The sequence below is a fragment of the Mesorhizobium sp. YL-MeA3-2017 genome (genome assembly GCF_030814575.1).
Lineage (GTDB): Bacteria > Pseudomonadota > Alphaproteobacteria > Rhizobiales > Rhizobiaceae > Mesorhizobium > Mesorhizobium terrae.
On sequence record NZ_JAUSVH010000001.1, the window covers coordinates 3,470,943 to 3,491,159 of the forward strand.

The window sequence follows — 20,217 nt, forward strand, 5'->3', positions numbered from 1 at the left end:
AAATAGCGAGCCGGGCTAGAACGATCCACCTCTGCAACCGCAGCCCGATGCGGCCTCAAGTCTTTTTGTTATCGAGCTCTGCCCAGAGTTCGGTTAGCGACTGGCCCTTCCGTCACCAATTGTCCGTCTCGACTTCATCTATGACGACAAAGATGTATTCGGGGTCGCGACCCAATTCGCGGACAAGAACATCCGTCATACCCCGGATCACTGCCCTCTTTTGATCGGTGGACACAATCCCTTTGGCAATCTCGACCTTTACATATGGCAACGGCTAGTCCCTCAACAACGCTCGGACAAAACTAACCGATTCCGCCGCCGGAGGAAATCGCAGTATAGCCGGGATCATATGGGGCCCACCGTGCGAGCGGTGGGCGCTGATAAGTTGTTCTGGAGCAAGTCACAAACCGTGAATTGACGGCCACCAGTTGATGTCGTTGGCTGCACGTGCTTGGGAGGGCGCAATGTCAGAAGATGATGACGAAGTGGGCGGCAGCACTGCGCTGGACGCTATGGCAATCTATCTAGCATCCACCCTCACGCGGCGGAAGGACTCCGCTGATGCTTATAGGACGGCTTGTGTGCGCCGATTTGGACAGGTTCAAGTCCAGCCAGCTTGAGTTTTCTTAAGGGCGGTTTCGTCGGGTTCTGACCGGCAGCAAGCCTCGCCCAGTATCCACGCTCCGGTACTGGCACCTGATGTCGGATGCACGTTTTCGTCAGGCCGCGATCCGATAGCCCGAACCGCTCAGCTAGTTTCTGAATGGGCGTCGACCACACAAGGTCATACATTTCTTCACGGGTAAAAGTACGTTTTTCTTGGGGCTCATCGTCAGCCACGTTTGGTCCGCAAATCGCTCGCGTGGTGCCCTGGGGGTACCCAAGGCCATTCCATGGAGAATTCGCCAAACGAGTTGGCGAATCAAGTAGTTGATTTTTGTCGGAAAAAATTGGTGCCGCTTAGGTGACTCGAACACCTGACCCCATCATTACGAATGATGTGCTCTACCGACTGAGCTAAAGCGGCTTACCAACGATCGGCCACACTACTATGGCCCTACTAACTCTTACTCTTCAACCCTAACCCGCTGGCTTTGCACTTCATTCTCTGGCGGACCCGCCAATTACGAATGATGTGCTCTACCGACTGAGCTAAAGCGGCCCGGCGAGCTTGGCGCCCGCGAAGATGGCTGGGTGATAGCCGCAAGCCCGCGCAAATTCAAGATGCGTCGTTGCCGATTCTCGCCAAAAGCTGGACGAAAGCGGCGTCAGGCAGCGAGCCTGTCCTTCGCCGCCCGGTATTCGCGCACCAGCCGCTCGACCAGTTCGGCCGCCGGCACCACCTTGTCGACGGCGCCGATGCCCTGGCCGCAGCCCCAGATCTGCTTCCAGGCCTTGGCGGCGCTGAAATCCATCGTCGAGGGGTCGGAGACCGGCAGATTGTCGGGATCGAGCCCCTGGGCGCGGATCGAGCCTTTCAGGTAATTGCCGTGCACGCCGGTGAAGAGGTTGGAATAGACGATGTCGGCGGCCTTCGATGCGACGATCATCTGCTTGTACTCATCCACCGCCCGCGCCTCGGCCGTGGCGATGAAGGGCGAACCGATATAGGCCATGTCGGCGCCCATCGCTTCCGCGGCAAGCACGGCGCCGCCATGGGCGATTGCCCCGGACAGCAACAGCGGTCCGTCGAACCATTGTCGGATTTCCTGCACCAGCGCGAAGGGTGACAGCGTGCCGGCATGGCCGCCGGCGCCGGCCGCCACCGCGATCAGCCCGTCGGCGCCCTTTTCGATCGCCTTGCGGGCATGGCGGTCGTGGATGATGTCGTGCAGCACGATGCCGCCATAGGAATGAACGGCCTGGTTCACTTCCTCGACGGCACCAAGCGAGGTGATGACGACCGGAACCTTGTATTGCACGCAGAGCCGCAAATCGTGCTCCAGCCGGCCGTTGGTCTTGTGCACGATCTGGTTGACCGCGAAAGGGGCCGAAGGCTGGTGCGGATGGGCGGCGTCGTGGCGGGCGAGTTCCTCGGTGATCTCGGCCAGCCATTCGTCGAGCTGGGCCTCGGGCCGCGCATTGAGCGAGGGAAAGGAGCCAACGATGCCGGCCTTGCATTGCGCCAGCACCAGCGGCGGATGCGAGATGATGAAGAGCGGCGAGCCAACCACCGGGATCCTGAGGTTTTTGCTGAGAATCTCCGGCAATGCCATGGTCGCGGGCCTCCCGTTCGTATTGACGTTTCCGTAAACGTCAATTTCATAGCGCAACCTCGCAGTGTCGGCAATCGCCGAAAATCGGGTCCGGAAAGTCACGGTTGGTGGCGAAAATGCCTGTTGTAGGCACCGGTTAGCGCGAAATGGCGGCATCCGCCCGTTGATTGATCGGCCTCCGACGGCTAACCATCAGCAACTTGTGACCGCCTGGCGGAAGGAAAGCGATTTGGACGCGATCGAAAAGGCGATCCGCAACGCCTTCGAAAAAGGCGACCCCGACGACCGCGCGTTCCGCGAGCGGGTCTATCGCTCGGCTTTCGCCGCACTCGACCGCGCGCTGCTGGCCAATCCGGGCGTTACCGTCGAGATGGCGATCAAGCGCCGCAAGGCCATGCAGGCTAAGATCGCCGAGATCGAATCGGAATTCCTGCCGGCCGTGCCGGGCGTTGCACCCGAGGTTCATATCGGCGAACATGCGCCGGCCGCGGAAGCGCCAATGGGTGCGCCGGCGACGCCGGAGCCGCGCATCGAACCCTCCGTCGGAGCCGGTCACCGCTCGGAACCGGGGATCGACGCGCCGCGTTCGCGCGTCTTGCCCTCGGTTCCCGACATCATGCCGGACCGCACTTTGCCTGGTGGACCTTCGCCCGAGGACATCAGGCTGGCCGGCGGCCCGGAAGTGCGGCCTGACCGCGACGCGCGCCGGGTCGGGCGTCGCCTGCCGCTGACGGCGATCTTCTTCGGGATCACGCTGCTCGCCGCCGTCGGCATCGGCCTTTGGTGGGCGGTCCAGACCGGCGCCTTCAAGACGCTGGAGGAGCTTGGCCAGCCGCCATCGCCGACGCCGACCGTGTCGGGCGAGGACTATACGCCCGAGGCCGGCACCAAGACGCCGAAACTGTCCAGCGACGGCGCCCAGAACCGCCACTGGATCAACGTCTTCTCCCCTGCCAATCCGGCGCAGGTCGCCACCCCTTCGGATGCCAAGGCGGCGGTGATGAAGGACGATTCCGGCTCTTTCCTGCGCGTCACCTCCGGCCCCGCCGGGTCCGCCATCAGTTTCGATGTCGGCCAGGGCATACTGGAGCAGATCGCCGGCAAGCATGCCGTCTTCGATATCATCGCCCGCGCCGAGGACGGCAAGGAAACGCAGATGTCGGTCGACTGCAATTTCGGCGAGCTGGGCGACTGCGGACGCAAGCGCTACGCCGTCGGCAATCAGCGCAACGAATATCTGTTCGACGTGCAGATGCCGGCCAAGCGGCCGGGCGCCGCCGGATCCATCGCCATCAATTCCGACTTCGACAAGCAGGACAAGTCGGTCGATATCTATGAGATCAGGGTGTCGGTGACCGAGTAAGGCGCCTCAATCGAGCAGAGCCTGCAGCGTCTCGATGCGGTCGGCCTCGGCCGTCGGCTTGTCCCAGCGCAGCCGCGAAATGCGCGGGAAGCGCATGGCGACGCCCGATTTGTGGCGGGTCGAGCGGTTCAGTCCCTCGAAGGCGACTTCCAGCACCAGCCCGGCGGTGCGGTCGGCGCGCACCGAGCGTACCGGCCCGAAACGCTCGATCGTGTTGTCGCGCACATATTTGTCGATCTGTTTCAATTCCTCGTCGGTGAAGCCGAAATAGGCCTTGCCCACCGGCACCAGTTCCTCCGCGCCTTCGGGGCCGGCCCAGACGCCGAACGTGTAATCGGAGTAGAAGGAGGAGCGCTTGCCGTGTCCGCGCTGGGCATACATCAAAACAGCGTCCACCGTGTGCGGGTCACGCTTCCACTTGAACCAGGGCCCTTTCGGGCGCCCGGCGAGATAGGGCGAATCCCAGCGTTTCAGCATCACGCCTTCGATGATCGGGTGCGGTGGGGTGCTGCGGCTGGTTTCGAGTTCGGCCCACCTGTCGAACGCGACGAAGGGCGACAGGTCGAAACGGGCGGGATCGAGCGTTTTGATAAACGCCTCGAGCCGGGCGCGCCGTTCGCGGAAGGGCAGGGTGCGCAAATCCTCCTCTCCCAGCTGCAAAAGATCGTAGCAGCGCATGAAGGCGGGATATTGCGCCTGGATCTTGGGCGACACGCTTTTGCGGTTCAGCCGCTGCTGCAAATCGGAGAAGCTGCCGGTGGCGTTGGGCGAGCCGACCAATAGCTCGCCGTCCAGCACCGCGTCAAAACTGATCGCTTCCATAAGGTCGGGAAAGGCCTGCGCCACATCCTCTCCGGTGCGCGAATAAAGCCGCCGCACACCGCCTTCCGCAGTGGCCTGCACGCGAATACCATCCCATTTCCATTCGGCGGCATAATCGGCCGGATCGAGCTTTTCGAAATCCTTGTCTTCGACCGGATGCGCCAGCATGACGGGGCGGAACAACGCCTTGGCGGCGCGCTCTGGCTTCTCTGCCTTGCCCTCCAGCCAGGCGAACAGCTCGGCATAGGGCGGCGTCAGCCCATGCCAAAGCTCCTCGATCTCGGCCACGTCGACCCTGCCGAGGTCCGCCACCGCCTGTTTGGCCAGCCGCGCCGAGACGCCGATGCGCAACCCGCCGGTGACCAGCTTGATGATGGCGAAGCGTGCCGAAATGCCGGCGCTGTCAAGCAGCCGGGTGAGCACTTTCGGCCCGTCGGAGCGGCTGGCGGCCTGCAGCTTGCCCACCACCTCGCCCAGCGTCGGCACATGGTTCACCCGCGCGGCGGGATCGGTGGGCCAGACCAGCGAAACGGTTTCGGCGAGATCGCCGACATAATCGTATGAATAGCCAAACAGTACGGGGTCCATGCGCTCGGTCACCAATGCGCGCAGCATGGCGGGCTTCACCGCTGCGATGGAAAGATCGCCGGTGATCGCCGCCAGTGCATAACCGCGATCGGGGTCCTCGACACTGCGGAAATAGTCGGTGAGCAGCCTCAGCTTGCCGTTGCGCGACGGCATCAGCACCAGCCGGTCGAGGAGTTCGGCGAAGCGGTTCATTGCCCCTCGTCCTCATAGCCGATGAGATGCAACGGTTTCCCGGTAAGACCTTCCAGCTCGCACCAGCGCACCAGCGCCTCTTCGCGGCCATGCGTGACCCAGATTTCCCGCGCACCGGTTTCCCTGATCGTGGTGGCCAGCTCGTCCCAGTCGCCATGGTCGGAAATGATCAAGGGCAGTTCGACGCCGCCCTGCTTGGCACGCTGGCGAATGCGCATCCAGCCAGAGGCGAAGGACGAGACCGGGTCGGGGAAGCGCCTTGCCCAGCGGTCGGAGAAGGTGGAGGGCGGGCCGATGACGATGGCGCCGGCGAAGTCGGGCTTCGTCCCGGTCTCCACGGTCGCCGGCTCCAGCACGCCGAGATCGATGCCCTGGCTCTGGTAGTAATCGGAGATCTTGGCCATGGCGCCGTGGATGTAGATGGGCCGATCGTAGCCGGCGTCGCGCAACAGCCGCATCACGCGCTGCGCCTTGCCGAGCGCATAGGCGCCGACCAGATGCGAACGCTCCGGAAACTGCGCCACAGAGCGCAGCAGCTTGGCGATCTCGTCTTCCGCCGGCGGGTGGCGGAACACCGGCAGCGCGAAGGTCGCCTCGGTGATGAAGACGTCGCAGGGCACCACCTCGAAGCCGGCGCAGGTCGGGTCAGCCTGGCGCTTGTAGTCGCCGGAGGCGACGATGGTGAGGCCGTTGTGCCGAACCGCGATCTGCGCCGAGCCCAGCACATGGCCGGCCGGATGGAAGCTGACGGAAACGCCGTTCAGCGTGATCGTTTCGCCGAGCCTTGCCGCCTGCGTCGTGCCGGCGAAATCCTCGCCGTAACGCAGGGCCATGATGTCCAGCGTCTCGCGTGTTGCCAAAACGGCGCGATGGCCGGAGCGGGCATGGTCGGAATGGCCATGCGTGATCAGCGCGCGGTCGACCTGGCGGACAGGGTCGATGAAGAAATCGCCGGGCGGGCAGTAGAGCCCTTCGGGACGGGAGCAGAGCAATTCGCTTGGGCGCATGGTGTCAGGATAGGTCATCGGCGGCGAGATGAAAGGTGGCCGGCCAAAGGCTGCTGCCAGATTTGGCAGGTGCCTATGCTGAAGCCAGGGTGTCAGGAGGGGGGTGGCCGCTGCCGTTCCCTTCTCCCGCAAGGGGAGAAGGGAAAAGGGGGGCTTGCGCGGAACGCCCCGCTACCGCTATGCGACGCGCCGGAGATCTCCTCATGAAACCGCTACCCGCCTCGTCGGGCGACCTGCTTGCCGACCGCCGCGCCGATTACGCCGAGGCGCTGTTCGCCTCGCAGGACTATGCCGACGCCGCCGAATTGATACTGGGTGCGCTGGAGCTGGCGCCCGACTGGGCGCTCGGCTGGTTTCGGCTGGGCGAAATGCAGGAAGCGGCCGGCAATCTCGACGCCGCCGCCGAGGCCTGGGCAATGGCGCTCAAGCTCGACCCGATCGACCGGCCGGGCTCGGCACTCAAGCTCACGCTCATCGGCCGCGCCCCGCAGGCAGACGCCCCGCCAAGCGCCTTTGTCGAAGCGCTGTTCGACCACTATGCGCCGAGCTTCGACACCTCGCTGGTCGAAAAGCTCGAATACCGTGTTCCCGAATTCCTGACCGAGGCGATCCGCGCGCAGGGCGAGCGCCGCTTCCGCCTCGCGCTCGACCTCGGCTGCGGCACCGGCCTGATGGGCGAGCGGCTGCGCCCCTTCGTCGACAGGCTCGAAGGCTACGACATTTCCGCCTCCATGCTACGCAAGGCCCGCGACAAGGGCGTCTACGATCATCTCGGCAAGGCCGATCTGCAGCAGTTTTCTTATGCCGGCGAAGCACCGGACCTGGTCACCGCCGCCGATGTCTTCATGTATGTCGGCGCCCTGGACGGCATTGTGAGAACCGTTGCCGGCCTGCTTTCGCCCGACGGCCTGTTTGCCTTTTCGGTCGAGAAGCTTTCCGCGGCGGGCGATTTTGCCCTTCAGCCCTCGCGTCGCTACGCGCATGCCGAAGCCTATGTCCGCGCCGTGCTGGCGGCGAATGGTTTTTCGGTCCTGTCGCTCGAGGAGCGCGTCATCCGCCAGGACCGCCGCGAGCCCGTCGCCGGGCTGATCGTTGTGGCGGCGCGGTAGCGGAGGCCTTTCGGGCGGGGCCGTCGCCGCCTTCACCCTGTTTCGGGCCGTCAGGGGGATGTGACGGAGCGGCACCCCAAGCACTCGTCATTCCGGGCAAGCGAGGCGAAGCCGAGCGCCGACCCGGAACCCATTGAGCAGCGCGGCCGGGAACGAAGGTCGCACGGACGACATGAAGCATGCGACGCCGGTCCGGTTGCGTGAACGGTCCAGGACGAGGACCGGGCCGGGCTCGACGATGGTGCGGCCAATGGGTTCCGGCTCTCGCTGCGCTCGGCCGGAATGACGGCGGTGGAGTTGTCGCGTCGACGCATAGTAGCGTTGATACACTTCTTCATCGCCACGCCCGCTTTCGCGTCTGGCCATTGTCAAAGAACACTCCCTCATTGGAGGGTGGGAAGCGGGGCGCCGGGTCGGTGCCTCTTAGCAAATAATACGTGGCGCCTTCCGGGCGCCCCGCCAGTGTTCTTGCCCCGGACCGACCTCGCCGTCCTTCGCGACGGCAGACTTCGGGCCTCGAAGCCGCCATTTTCGGCGGCCGGGTTTTTCCAGGGCCCGGACTTAGGGCTCGTCACCAGACAGCGCCACCGTTAGCGCTGCCAGTCCGGCACCGGCGCCCTCCCTGATACCCGGTGCGCACCAGGTTCCCGTGAGGGCGATGGGCTGATTGTCGTGCAAGCCCCGAACGTGTGGGCAAATCCGGGCGTGGTTTTCGTGCGGTTTTCGGCAAGGGATTGAAGGGACAGCGTACTTTCTTTGAGCTTGCGTCTTCCTCCACGCATCCAATCCACATCCTGCACCGCGCCGGTGAAATCGCCGACGACACGGCGCCGCATGCCAGCCAGGGCGCGGAAACGGATGCTACCCGCAAACCGGACCGTCGGCGGCGATTCAGGATCATGGGGCATGCGCCAGGTGCCCGCTCGGGCCGTGGTGCGAAAGCGATCCCCTTTTGTTCCATATTTTGCTTGGCTGGCGCCCACGCTCGCGCTAGGTCTGGGGCGTGAAAGCCGAACCGCGCCTTGTTGCCGAAGACAGCCTGCTCCCCGAACCCTTCATTCGGTGGTTCGGGGCCAAGGGCTGGTCGCCGCGCGCGCATCAGTTGGAGCTCTTGGCCAATGCGCGGTCGGGCCGCTCGATGCTGCTGATCGCGCCGACCGGCGCCGGCAAGACGCTGGCCGGTTTCCTGCCTTCGCTCACGGAACTGGCCGAGCGGCCAAGGCATAAACCCGGCATGCGCCCTCGCGGCGTGCACACGCTTTACATCTCGCCGTTGAAGGCATTGGCCGTCGACATCGAGCGCAACCTCGGCAAGCCGGTGGAGGAGATCGGCTTGGCTGTCACGATCGAGACGCGCACCGGCGACACGCCCGCTCACAAGCGCCAGCGTCAGAAGCTGGCGCCGCCGGATATACTGCTCACCACGCCCGAGCAGCTGGCGCTGCTGATCGCGTCGAACGGCGCCGACCGTTTCTTCGAGGATTTGCGCTACATCGTGCTGGACGAGCTGCACTCGCTGGTGACCTCCAAGCGCGGCCATCTTTTGGCGCTGGGGCTGGCGAGACTGCGCAGCTTCGTGCCGGAGCTGACCGCCATCGGCCTTTCCGCCACCGTGGCCGAGCCGGACGAATTGCGCCGCTGGCTGGTGCCGCAGGTTGCTTTGGAGAATAGCGTCGAGCGCGTTCCCCCTCTCCGGTCTGCTCCGCAGACCACCTCTCCCCCACATTCGTGGGGGCGAGGAACCCAGGCTGGAGAAGCGCAGGCGTCGCGGCAGCGATTCCTCGCCCCTGCCGGAGGCGGGGGAGAGGTGGCTCGCCCGCAAGGCGAGACGGAGAGGGGGTATGGCGCCAACTCTCCTTCAACGACCACCGCCCCCATGGCCGGCCTCATCACCGTCGCCGGCGGCGCCAAGCCAAACATCTCGATCCTCGATTCGCGCGAGCGCGTGCCATGGTCGGGCCATTCGGCGCGCTACGCCATTCCCGAGGTCTACGAGGCGATCCGCCGCCACAAGATGACGCTGCTGTTCGTCAACACGCGCAGCCAGGCCGAACTCCTGTTCCAGGAACTGTGGCGGGCCAACGAGGACGCGCTGCCGATCGCGCTGCATCACGGCTCGCTGGAAGTGGGCCAGCGGCGGCGCGTCGAGAAGGCAATGGCCGACAACGCCTTGCGCGCCATCGTCGCCACCTCCACCCTGGATCTTGGCATCGACTGGGGCGATGTCGACCTTGTCGTGCATGTCGGCGCGCCGAAAGGCGCGAGCCGGCTTGCCCAGCGCATCGGCCGCGCCAACCACCGCATGGACGAGCCGTCGAAGGCCATCCTCATTCCGGCCAACCGCTTCGAGGTGCTGGAATGCCGGGCAGCCCTCGACGCCAATTATCTCGGTGCGCAGGACACGCCGCCGCTGCTGGCCGGCACGCTGGACGTGTTGGCGCAGCATGTTTTGGGTTCCGCCTGCGCGGCGCCCTTCGATGCCGACCAGCTCTATGCCGAGGTGTGCTCGGCCGCGCCCTACGCCGCGCTCGCGCGCGAGACCTTCGACCGTGTCGTCGATTTCGTCGCCACCGGCGGTTATGCGCTGAAGAGTTACGAGCGTTACGCCCGCATCCGTCGCACCAAGGAGGGACTGTGGCGGGTAACGCATCCGCGCATCGCTCAGCAATACCGCCTCAATGTCGGCACCATCGTCGAGATGCCGGAGCTCAACGTGCGCTATGTGCGCCAGGGTCGCGGCATGGCCGGGCGCGGCGGGCCGGTGCTTGGCAAGATCGAGGAATATTTCGCCGAGACGCTGCGGCCGGGCGACAATTTTCTGTTTGCCGGCAAAATATTGCGCTTCGAAGGCATCCGCGAAAGTGAGTGCATCGTCTCCAACGGCACCGGCGCCAACATCATCGTGCCGTCTTATGCCGGCGGCAAGTTCCCGCTTTCGACCTATCTGGCCGAGCAGGTGCGCGCCATGCTGGCCGACCCCGGGCGCTGGCAAAAACTGCCCGAGCAGGTGTCGGAGTGGCTGGGCATGCAGAAGCTGCGCTCGGTGCTGCCGAAACAGGGCGATCTTTTGGTCGAGACCTTTCCGAAGGGCAACCGCCACTACATGGTGTGTTACCCCTTCGAGGGCAGGCTGGCGCACCAGACGCTGGGCATGCTTTTGACGCGCCGGCTGGAACGCGCCAATGCGCGCCCGCTCGGCTTCGTCGCCACCGACTATTCGCTGGCCGTGTGGGCGCTGGACGACATGGGCGCGCTGTTCAAGGCAAGGCAGCCGTCGCTGGCCGAACTGTTCGACGAGGACATGCTGGGCGACGATCTCGACGCCTGGCTGAACGACAGCTGGATGCTGAAGCGCACCTTCCGCAACTGCGCCGTCATTGCCGGGCTGATCGAGAAGCGGTTTCCCGGCCAGGAGAAGAGCGGCCGCCAGGTGACGGTGTCGGCCGACCTGATCTATGATGTGCTGCGCAGCCACGAGCCGGACCACATCCTTTTGCAGGCGACCCGAACGGACGCCGCCGCCGGCCTGCTCGATGTCGCGAGGCTGGCCGACATGCTCTCGCGCATCCGCGGTCGAATCGTGCATAAGACGCTCGACCGCATCTCGCCTCTGGCCGTGCCGGTGATGCTGGAGATCGGCAAGGAGCCGGTCAATGGCGGCGCCAATGAATCGCTCTTGATGGAGGTGGCCGATCTGGTCGAGGAAGCGATGGGACCACGATGAATTTTTCCGCCGTGCGCGCATCGACAGCACCCGCCGCCGAGATGGTCGCCATCTCGGGCGAGCGTGCGCTGTGCGATCCGCGCGGTACCTTGTTCTTCCCCGACCTTGCCCTGCTCGCCGTCTCCGACCTGCATCTGGAAAAGGGCTCGTCCTTCGCCCGGCGCGGCAAGCTGATCCCGCCCTACGACACCGTCGCCACGCTGTCGCGCCTCGAGGCGGTGATCGAGGATTACCGGCCGAAGATCGTCGTCAGCCTGGGCGATTCCTTTCATGACGGTGAAGGCGCCGAACGCCTGCATCCCGATTTTCGCGCCCGGCTGGAAGGGCTGATGACCGGGCGCGACTGGTTCTGGATCGCCGGCAACCATGACCCGGAAGCGCCGGCCGACCTGCCCGGCGAGACTATACTGGAGCTGGCGGTCGGCGCCGTGCTGTTCCGCCACGAGCCGTCGAGGCAGCGCGTCGAAGGCGAGATCGCCGGCCATCTGCATCCCTGCGCGCGCATCGTGCAGCGCGGCCGCTCGGTGCGCCGCCGCTGCTTTGCCGGCGACGGCGGACGCATGATCATGCCTGCCTTCGGCGCCTATACCGGCTCGCTCAACGTACTCGACCCGGCCTATCGCGGCCTGTTCAACCGCGACGCGCTGATGGTCTATATGCTGGGCACTGACCGCATCTTCGCCATTTCCAGCGCCATGTTGCGGCCAGGGTAAGGTAGAGCGCTGGTTGGACGTGCCGCAGCCACGCCGGCTGCTATCGCCCAGCGGTTCATACGCCGCCCGCCTATGCCGGCCGCCGTTTCGCGTCCATCATGGTGATGACCCAGAGCACGAGCCCGGCCAGCGACAGGCCGCAGCCGACATAACCCGCCGAAGGGAAACCGTAGCCGGCGGAAATGGCGAGGCCGGCGAGCCAGGGGCCGAGGGCGTTGGCGACGTTGAAGGCGCTGTGGTTGGCGGCGGCAGCAAGCGTCTGCGCGTCGCGCGCGACATCCATCAGATAGGTCTGCAGCACGATAGCGAGGCCCGTTGTGCAGCCGACGAGAAAGACGACGAGCGAGATCGACCACAGCGCGCCGACCGAATAAGGGAAAGCGAAGAGGGCGGCAGCACTGGCGATCAAAAGCACCGTCGCCGTCGGCTTCAGCGCCTTGTCCGCGGCCCAGGCCGAAACCAGATTGCCCAGCGTCATGCCGACGCCGAACAGGCCGATCACCAGCGGAACCAGGCGCGGATCGACCTTGGTGACTGCGAGCAAGGTCGAAGCGGTGTAGGAGTAGACGGCGAAAAGCCCGCCGAAGCCGACGATGGCGGTTGCCAGCGTCAACAGCACCTGCCGGTTGCGGAAGGCGCCGAGTTCGCGCAGCGGGCTGGCGTCTTCGTCGGGCCTGTCGCGTGGTGCGAACAGGGCAACCATGATGAAGGTCGCCAGCGCCAGAAAGCCGGTCAGGGCAAAGCCCGCTTGCCAGCCGAATACCTGGCCGAGATAGGTCGCCGCCGGGACGCCGATGATCGTCGCCACTGTCAGGCCAAGCATGACGCGTGCGATGGCGGTGGTCCGTTCCTTCGGGCCAACCAGCGATGCCGCGACGAGTGCCGCGACGCCGAAATAGGCGCCGTGCGGCATGCCGCTGAGGAAACGCAGGACAAGCAGCCATTCATAGTTGGGCGCGAGCGCGGTCAGGCAGTTGGTTATGCCATAGGCGGCCATCAGGGCCATCAAGAGGGTGCGGCGCGGAACGCGGGCCGACAACACGGCAATGATCGGCGCGCCGACGACCACCCCCAGCGCATAGGCACTGATCGCGTGCGCCGCCTTCGGCTCATCGATGCCGAGCCCGGCCGCGATATAGGGCAGCAGGCTCATGGCCGCGAATTCGGTCGAGCCGATGGCGAAGCCGCCGATGGCGAGCGCCAGCATCACCAGCCAGGGCTGCACCGCCGGTTCGCCTTTGAGGATTGCTGCGTCGGACATCGGGCCGCTCCTGCGCTGCGTTGCGCAACGTTATGCTGCGCCGCAATATCGCCTTGCGCGTGGGAGGGCAATGCTGCCAGTGCCTTGGAGCGCATGGTGCAGAACCGCTGCTCTCGCCAGGCTGCTGCCGCTGCGTCGCCGGCGACGGCGGCGGCCGCGGCCGTGGCCGCACGATCATGTCAGCCTTCGACGCCTATACCGGCTCGCTCAACGTGTTCGACCCGGCCTAAGCGTCAGAATCTCATCGACAGGTGCGAGGCCTATGCCGACGCCATGGCCGATACGTTTTGCGCCTATCTGCACAAGTTGCAGCAAGGCTGAGTGAAAAGGCTGGCCCTTTGACAGCCCAGCCAGGCGATTGGGCAGCAACTCGCGTCGTTGCGACCGTGGCAAAAGGCCATGTGCCCGCGGCCTGGGGTCTCCAAGGCTTCGTTTGATCAATCCTTGCGGAAGATGAGCCTTCCGAGCCAGCCGGTGATCATGGCGAGGCTGATGGCGAACAGGCCGTAGAGGAAGGAATAGTCGTGCGCGGCGCGGAAGATCGATTGTTCGAAACCGGATTTGCGGATTTCCAGCTGCGCCGAACTTTCCTTCACGAAGACGCCGTTCTTGAACAGGAAGGCGCGCGCCTTGTGCGTGCCCACCGGCACGTTGGGGGCCAGTCGCACGGAGGCGCGGAACAGGTTCTGCGACAGGAACTGCACGCCGCCGACATTTTCGCTGTAGAGGCCGGTCGCGGTCTTGCGCTCGCGCAGCGCGGCGGTGAATTCCTCGATGGTGGCGGGGCTCTGGCCGGTATCGGCCGGCTGCATGAAGATGTTGTTGGCGCCGAGCGACAGCTGCTTGTAGCTGGCCGGTTCGGTGACGTCCTGGAACGGCCGCGTCGTGGCGATCGAATAGGAAACCGGCACGTTCTCGAAGGTTTCGGATTCGAGATTGATCCAGACGCCGAGCACACGATCCTTGCGCCGCACCACCACGGGGCGCGCCGGCCCTTCCAGCACCACGATGACGTCGTAGCGGCCCTGGCGCGCCACTTGCGCATCGGCGTCTTCCAGCGCGCCGAAAATGGTGAGGTCGGCGCCGCTGAAGCCGGCGGTGATCATCACCTTGTCGGTGGAAAGGCCGATCTGGATGCCTTCCTGATGCGGCGATTGCGCGGCCGTCGGCATTGCGGTGGCGAGCACCAGCGCCAGAGCAATTCCAGGAAAAGTGTGTAGCGCTTTTCCGCGTTTCCGTGAAAAACGGAAACGCTCCAGCAGCGCGGCCGGCGGGGCGAACCGCGCCATCAGATCAATCCCGCCCCGGTCAGCGAGTAGAGGTTTGGTGGCGTCACGAACAGGTCTATGGCCAGTCGGATCGCAACCGCCAGCACCAGCAGCGCGAGCAGGGCGCGCAGCTGTTCGCCGCGCAGCCGCTGGCCGGCCTTGGCGCCATATTGCGCGCCGGCGACGCCGCCCACCATCAACAGGAAAGCCAGCATCACATCCACCGTCTGGTTGGTGGTGGCGTGCACCAGCGTCGTGTAGGCCGATGTGAAGATGATCTGGAACAGCGAGGTGCCGATGACGACGTTGGTCGGCACCTTCAGGAGATAGATCAGCGCCGGCACCATGATGAAGCCGCCGCCGACACCCATGATGGACGACAGGAAGCCGATCGCCGCACCCAGCCCCAGCACCGGGATGATGCTGACGAACAGCTTCGAGGCGCGGAAGCGCACCTTCAGCGGCAGGCGGTGGATCCAGTTGTGCTGGCCGGATTTCTTCAACGTCGGCGCCGCACCGTTGTTGGTGGCCCGCAAGGCGTTGACGCTTTCGACCAGCATCAGCCCGCCGACGGTGCCAAGCAGGATCACGTAGAGCAGCGAGATGAACAGGTCGAGCTGGCCGATCGCCCGCAGCAGGCCGAACACATAGATACCGGCCGTCGAGCCGACGATACCGCCGGCCAACAGCACTCCGCCAAGCTTGAAGTCGAGCGTGCCGCGCTTCATGTGCGACAGCGCGCCGGAGAAGGAGGAGGCGATGACCTGGTTGGCGCCGGTGGCGACCGCGATCGCCGGCGGAATGTTGTAGAAGATCAAAAGCGGCGTGATCAGAAAACCGCCGCCGACCCCGAACATGCCCGACAGAAAGCCCACCGCTGCGCCCATGGCGAGCAGCACCACGATATTGACGGATATTTCCGCGATCGGGAGATAGATACCCACCCGTCAGTCTCGATCAATCCAGCGTTGCGGCGACAGAGCCTCTGCCCGTATAGCACCGAAAAGCTAATTCGTTCTTGCGTCGGCGCCGCGGCCGGGAAAACCCGCGCCACGGTGCCGAAACAAAAACCACTTCAATCAGTTGGCAGGCAATTTGATGGCAAGGGCGTCGCGCCGGCGACACCCGCCGTGCTATTTGCGCGCCAGCAGCGCCTTGACCAGCTTCTCGTCGACCGATCCCGTCGCCGGCAGGCCGTTGTCGGTCTGGAAAGCCATGATCGCCTTCTTGGTCCTGTCGCCCATGACACCGTCGGTACCGCCGGAATCATAGCCGTTCTTCGACAGGATGCGCTGGATGTTCTGCACCGCCTTCTTCATGTCGAGGCTTGCCATGGTCGTTGGCGCGTCCTGCCATGCGCTCGGCATGTCGGTGTTGTTGGCCTCGGCATCCAGCGCCTTCGGCTTCCACAGTTCGACGGTCTGACGGGCGCGTTCGAGCTGTTCGGGGCGCAGCGCCTTGGCGATCTCGTCGCGCTTGGCGGTGGCGTCCTTGTCGCCGGTCTTGGCCACCAGCCCGAACCATTTGTAGGACTCTTCCAGATTCTGCGGCATGCCGACGCCCTTGGCGGCGAGGATGCCGAGATTGAACTGGCTGTCCTTGACGCCGAGATCCGCAGCCTGTTGGAACCAGCGGGTCGCCGCCTCGTTGTCGGCGGCGCCGTCGGCGCCCATCGCGAACAGAACCGCCAGATTGTGCATGGCGCTGGCATTGCCCTTCTCGGCGGCGCGCCGGTACCATTCCTTCGACTTGGCGATGTCGCGGGTTACACCGATGCCCTTTTCGTAGAAATTGCCGATGCGGTATTCGGCGGGCGCGAAGCCGCGCTCGGCCGCCTCGCCATACCATTTGGCGGCGGCCACCATGTCTTCCTTGACGCCGCGCGCTTCCGCGTAACGCGAGCCGACTTCGAACAGGGCCTTGGCATCGCCGCCGACCGCTGCGTCACGCAAGGCGGTCGGGCCGATATTCTGCGGAACGTCGATCGCCGCAGTGACCGGAGCGGTTGTGTCGCCCACCGGAGGCAGGGCGCCGGTCTTGTCCGTGTCGGAGACGCCTGGACTGGACATGCCGGGCACATCGACCGTCGGCAAGGTGACCGGGGCCGCGATCAGCGCCGGCGTCGCGGGCTGCGCTTCGACGGATCTGGCGGCCGGCTCGGGCGTCGCGGGGTTTGATGCCGCTCCCTGCAGCATCGCGACATCGTCGGCCGCCTTCGGTTGCCCGAATTCCTGCTTGGCGATGACGCGAACCGATGCATCGTCCGGCATTGGCTTGGCGGCGATTTCGTTCGTCGGCGTCGCAAGGGTCGGAACCGCCGATGCGGTTTCGACCTGGCGTTCGATGGCGGGCAGTGGCGTGTCGTTGACCGCGACTTCCTTGGGATCGGACAGGAAGGCCTTGCCGAGCTGCAGCCCGGCCAGGGCCAGCATGATCGCGGCGGCGGCCATCAGGATCGGCTTGCGCCGCGCCTTGAGCAGATTGCCGAGGCGGAACGATTTGCCCGAGCCGGTCGCCGACGATTGATGCTTGAGTGTCTCGGCCTCGGCGGCCGCTGCCTGTGCTGCACGGCGCGCGGCGGCAATGAAATCGGCCTTCGAGGCGTCGGCGGGGGCTTGTCTGGCCGGCTGGCCGCGTTCGTCGCGCACCCGCTTCATGATCGCGCTGAGGTCGGGCGCACCCGAACCCGGTTCGAGCGGCCGGTTGACCAGCTTCGGCTCGAGCGGCTCGTCGAGATCGACGCTCGGCACCTCGACCGTCGGCGCGGCCGCCATCGGCTGCTGCTCGTCGTTCTCGCGGCGCATCTTGAAGGCGCGGGCGAGGCCGCCGAACATCGACCTGCCCTGGCCGGCGATTTCGGAATCGGGGGCGATGGCTTCGGAGCCCAAAGCGGCCCGAGCGGCTTCGACGGCCGCCTGTGCCGGGGTGCGCGTGGTGTCGCGCATCGTCGGTTCGACCGACAAGGGCAGCGGCTCGTCCATGTCGAGGGCCGGCGCATCCTGCACCGCGATCTTGGCGACCGGGGCCGGCAGGACGGCATCGCCGGTCTCCAGCGAGCCCAGGCGGTCGACGATCTTCAGCAGCGTGTCGTGGATCGCCTCGAAGGTCTTGATGTTGCGCTCGTCGGAGCGGCGGGTGAGCCCCTCCAGCGTCTTCAGGTCCTGCGCCAGGCCGGAGACGGCTACCGTGTCGCCATTGGTGGGCCCAAGCGCCCGCACCGCGTTTTCGGCCGCCTGTCTGGCGGTTTCGAGAATGGTGTCGCGGTTGGCGGTCAGCGATTCCTCGATCTTTTCGAGGCGCGGTCCGAGGTCGTCGAATTCGGGCAGCGGAGCGCCCGGGCGCGACAGATGCGTGGACAGGCCGGAGACCTGCGCCTCCAGGCTGCGGATCAGGTCGGGGTCGATGCCGGAAACCTGCGAAGACGACAATTCCAGCCGGCTCGAAATATCGTCGAGCCGATCTTCGAGGCTGCGGATCGCCTCCTTGCCGGCGCTCTCGGTGGCGCGGCTTTCAAGCCGCTGCGCCAGCGCGTTGAAGCGGGCGTCGATCGCTTCCATGATGCCGGAATTGTCCGGAGCGGCTTGCTGCGGCCGGCGCTCCAGCCGGTCGGCGACGTCGTCCAGTCGCCGCTCCATGTCGCGGAACAGCATGTTGCCCTGCTGCATCGCGTCGTCCTGCCGGCGCTCGATGATGCCGGAAAGCGTCTCGAAGCGCTGTTCGAGACCCTGGAAGAGGTGATCGAGCACTTCGCCGCGCGGGCGTTCGTCGGCGACCTCGTCGATCTGCCGCGCGAGCGCGGCGATGCGCTGCTCGATGCGTTCGAACGGCGCCGGGTCGAAGGCATTGGACTGCGCGGCCACCGTGGAGGCGACGATCGCCCGCGAGATTTCGTCCAGGCGTTCGTCGATCATGCCATAGATGTCGCCGCCACGGCGGCCTTGCTGGCTGGCGAAATGGTCGACGGCGCCGGCCAGAGCACGCACCTTCTCTTCGAGCGAGCGCAACGACAGCGATTCCGGCAGCTTGTTGACGGCGGCGTTGATCTGCTCGAGGCGTTCGGCCAGCGCGTCGGCGCCGTCGCCGCGCTTGCGGTCGTTGTCGTCATACCGGTTTTCGAAGGCCGACCAGCGACGGTCGAATTCCTGCCAGCGCCGGTCGACCGCCTGCACGCTGTCCTCGCGCGCCAGCGTGTCCAGCGCGCCCCTGACCTGCTCGAGTTCGAGCCGCAGCATGTTGACGCTCTTGTCGTCGCTCTTTTCGGCCAGCGTGCGGATGGCTCCCGACAGGCGTTCGAATTCGAAGCCGAGCTCGGCGTTGTCGCCGCCGCGCGGGGCCTGTTGGTAGACGCGTTCGATATCCTTGCGCAACGACTGGAATTCGCGCTGCAGCCCGGCGGTCATCTGCTGGCGCAATTCCTCGCGCAGGCCGCGCAGTTCTCCGGCGATCTTGCCGACCTGGGCGATACCGTCTTCCTGGCCGCGCATGCGTTCGAGGTCGCGCGCGATCGACTGGTAAGGCTGGTCGAAGCTCTGCGCGGGGCGCTGCCGGTAGGGACGGGGCTCTTCATAGGGGCGCTGATAACCGCGCGATCCTTCATACGGCCGCTGCGCATAGGCGGGCTCGCTGTAAGGGCGCTGGCTGGCGCGGGGCGATTCGTAAGGCTGGCCGTAGGGCTGGTTGCGGCCGTAGCGCGGCTCGTCATAGCGGGAGGCGGCGGGCTCTTCGCGATTGTGGTCGAGCCGCTGCTCCAACGCTTCCATCGAGCGGTTGAGTTCTTCCAACGTCGCATGGCGCCGGCGTTGCCGGCCGGCGTTCAACGTGTCGAGATAGGACCGCTTGCTGTTCATCGAACGCCCGTTCCGAATTTGGCTGGCCTTGGCCAACTGCTCCCTAACCCAGTCGGGACCCGAAGCCGCGGGGCGGCGGAAGGCGAACTTCCGGATTTTTGCCCGTGCTTCGGAGACCGTGAGCAAAGCGAGACTGGATAAACACGGATGACCGACAGCCGCACCTTTCCCCCAACGTGGTAAACAAGCCGTTAACCAAGCTTAAGAAGCTTCAGGATTCGTTGAGAAAAGCTTGCGCCCGTCGCCGTGCCGGCGCCGTTCTGGCGGGCCTACTTGCATTTCCAAAGCGATATCGCTATATCCCTTACGTAAACGTAAGGGGCGCGCGGATGCGTCTCTTGCGAATTTTTTTCGCAACCGCGTTCTGGAAGCAAAGCCCCCCGGCGCTTCCGCCACAGGCGACACCGGGCTTTAGGGCCGCGCGTCCCATCGGGGAATATCGATGACTGTTCAACTCACCACCGTCGGCGGGATCGCCGGCAACACCCAGGCCGCACCGAGCGAGGCGGACGACGAGCTGGTTCGCATCGGCGAGATGGCCAAGCAGTATGGCGTCACCTTGCGCACGCTGCGCTTCTATGAAGACAAGGGGCTCTTGAACCCGCATCGCGACGGCGCGACGCGTCTTTATACGCATCGCGACCGTGTGCGCCTGAAACTGATCCTGCTCGGACGCAAGGTCGGTTTCTCGCTGCGCGAGGTCAAGCAGATGATGGATCTGTACGATCCGACCGGCTCGAACACCAAGCAGCTTCGCCTGGCGCTCGACAAGTCGGAGAAGCAGATCCTGCGCCTGCAAAAGCAGCGCGCGCTGATCGATGACGCGATCAACGAGCTGAGCGGCGCCATGGGTTCCGTGCGCCAGATGATCGCCGAGCGCGCCGCGGCGACATCGACCGCGGCCAACTGAAACCGCACAATGCGGACGCCATGTCGTCTGCGATTGGCAAGACAAGATCAGGCGCGTCGCCAGTGGCGGCGCGCCTTTTTGTTGCCGAAAGCGGGTCGGCGGATCGTCAAAGTCGTTGCGCGCTTCCTTTACGGCAGCGAAAAATCATCCAAAAAAGCGGCCGGGCGCAAATATTGACGTTTACGCAAACGTCAATA

14 protein-coding genes and 1 tRNA gene are annotated in these 20,217 nt (G+C 65.2%); 6 read left to right on the plus strand and 9 right to left on the minus strand.

What is annotated here, in order from left to right; translation table 11 throughout:
* Positions 1-112: 112 nt before the first annotated feature.
* The 3 genes from QFZ88_RS29540 to QFZ88_RS16665 all read right to left on the minus strand — a co-directional run bounded on the left by QFZ88_RS29540 (position 113) and on the right by QFZ88_RS16665 (position 2,216).
* The gene (locus QFZ88_RS29540) at positions 113-271 is read right to left on the minus strand and encodes a tautomerase family protein (protein ID WP_081766881.1); all 159 of its coding nucleotides are present in this window, start codon (positions 269-271) and stop codon (positions 113-115) included.
* A 680-nt stretch (positions 272-951) separates the two neighbouring features.
* Positions 952-1,027 (minus strand) — tRNA-Thr (locus tag QFZ88_RS16660).
* A 241-nt stretch (positions 1,028-1,268) separates the two neighbouring features.
* Complete coding sequence (locus QFZ88_RS16665) at positions 1,269-2,216, minus strand: NAD(P)H-dependent flavin oxidoreductase (protein WP_024924426.1); 948 nt, start codon at positions 2,214-2,216, stop codon at positions 1,269-1,271.
* Positions 2,217-2,445: 229 nt separating this feature from the next.
* Between QFZ88_RS16665 and QFZ88_RS16670 the strand changes: the two genes are divergently transcribed.
* Positions 2,446-3,579, plus strand: a complete 1,134-nt coding sequence (locus QFZ88_RS16670) for a hypothetical protein (RefSeq protein ID WP_024924427.1) — start codon at positions 2,446-2,448, stop codon at positions 3,577-3,579.
* A gap of 6 nt (positions 3,580-3,585) precedes the next feature.
* Here QFZ88_RS16670 and QFZ88_RS16675 read toward each other — a convergent pair whose 3' ends face one another.
* Together QFZ88_RS16675 and QFZ88_RS16680 are read right to left on the minus strand one after the other, a co-directional pair.
* Complete coding sequence (locus tag QFZ88_RS16675) at positions 3,586-5,181, minus strand: cisplatin damage response ATP-dependent DNA ligase (protein ID WP_024924428.1); 1,596 nt, start codon at positions 5,179-5,181, stop codon at positions 3,586-3,588.
* Positions 5,178-6,188 carry a ligase-associated DNA damage response exonuclease gene (locus QFZ88_RS16680; protein WP_024924429.1) on the minus strand — a complete coding sequence of 337 codons (1,011 nt, stop codon included), beginning with the start codon at positions 6,186-6,188 and terminating at the stop codon, positions 5,178-5,180. The genes QFZ88_RS16675 and QFZ88_RS16680 overlap by 4 nt, the downstream gene beginning before the upstream one ends.
* Positions 6,189-6,391: 203 nt before the next feature.
* On the opposite strand from QFZ88_RS16680, the gene QFZ88_RS16685 reads away from it, so the two are divergent.
* The 3 genes from QFZ88_RS16685 to pdeM all read left to right on the plus strand — a co-directional run bounded on the left by QFZ88_RS16685 (position 6,392) and on the right by pdeM (position 11,734).
* A complete protein-coding gene (locus QFZ88_RS16685; RefSeq protein ID WP_024924430.1) occupies positions 6,392-7,297 on the plus strand; it encodes a class I SAM-dependent DNA methyltransferase in 906 nt (301 codons plus the stop codon).
* Positions 7,298-8,300: 1,003 nt separating this feature from the next.
* Complete coding sequence (locus QFZ88_RS16690) at positions 8,301-11,021, plus strand: ligase-associated DNA damage response DEXH box helicase (protein WP_024925944.1); 2,721 nt, start codon at positions 8,301-8,303, stop codon at positions 11,019-11,021.
* Between the two features lie 41 nt (positions 11,022-11,062).
* Complete coding sequence (gene pdeM, locus QFZ88_RS16695) at positions 11,063-11,734, plus strand: ligase-associated DNA damage response endonuclease PdeM (protein ID WP_244431220.1); 672 nt, start codon at positions 11,063-11,065, stop codon at positions 11,732-11,734.
* A 70-nt stretch (positions 11,735-11,804) separates the two neighbouring features.
* On the opposite strand, the gene QFZ88_RS16700 is transcribed toward pdeM, so the two are convergent.
* The gene (locus QFZ88_RS16700) at positions 11,805-12,995 is read right to left on the minus strand and encodes an MFS transporter (RefSeq protein ID WP_024925946.1); all 1,191 of its coding nucleotides are present in this window, start codon (positions 12,993-12,995) and stop codon (positions 11,805-11,807) included.
* A 32-nt stretch (positions 12,996-13,027) separates the two neighbouring features.
* Here QFZ88_RS16700 and QFZ88_RS16705 point away from each other — a divergent pair, with 32 nt between their 5' ends.
* Positions 13,028-13,225 (plus strand): hypothetical protein, encoded by a 198-nt coding sequence (locus tag QFZ88_RS16705; protein ID WP_024925947.1) that lies wholly within the window; start codon positions 13,028-13,030, stop codon positions 13,223-13,225.
* A 207-nt stretch (positions 13,226-13,432) separates the two neighbouring features.
* Here the strand turns inward: QFZ88_RS16705 and QFZ88_RS16710 are convergent, their stop codons facing one another.
* From QFZ88_RS16710 to QFZ88_RS16720, 3 genes are all read right to left on the minus strand, one after another.
* On the minus strand, positions 13,433-14,284 hold the full coding sequence (locus QFZ88_RS16710; protein WP_024925948.1) for a TIGR02186 family protein: 852 nt from the start codon (positions 14,282-14,284) through the stop codon (positions 13,433-13,435).
* Complete coding sequence (locus QFZ88_RS16715) at positions 14,284-15,207, minus strand: sulfite exporter TauE/SafE family protein (protein ID WP_024925949.1); 924 nt, start codon at positions 15,205-15,207, stop codon at positions 14,284-14,286. Before QFZ88_RS16715 ends, QFZ88_RS16710 begins: the two co-directional genes overlap by 1 nt.
* Before the next feature lie 189 nt (positions 15,208-15,396).
* Complete coding sequence (locus QFZ88_RS16720; protein ID WP_024925950.1) at positions 15,397-19,110, minus strand: peptidoglycan-binding protein; 3,714 nt, start codon at positions 19,108-19,110, stop codon at positions 15,397-15,399.
* Between the two features lie 442 nt (positions 19,111-19,552).
* Between QFZ88_RS16720 and QFZ88_RS16725 the strand changes: the two genes are divergently transcribed.
* Entirely contained in the window at positions 19,553-20,020 is a 468-nt protein-coding gene (locus QFZ88_RS16725) for a MerR family transcriptional regulator (protein ID WP_024925951.1), read from the plus strand.
* Positions 20,021-20,217: the final 197 nt, after the last annotated feature.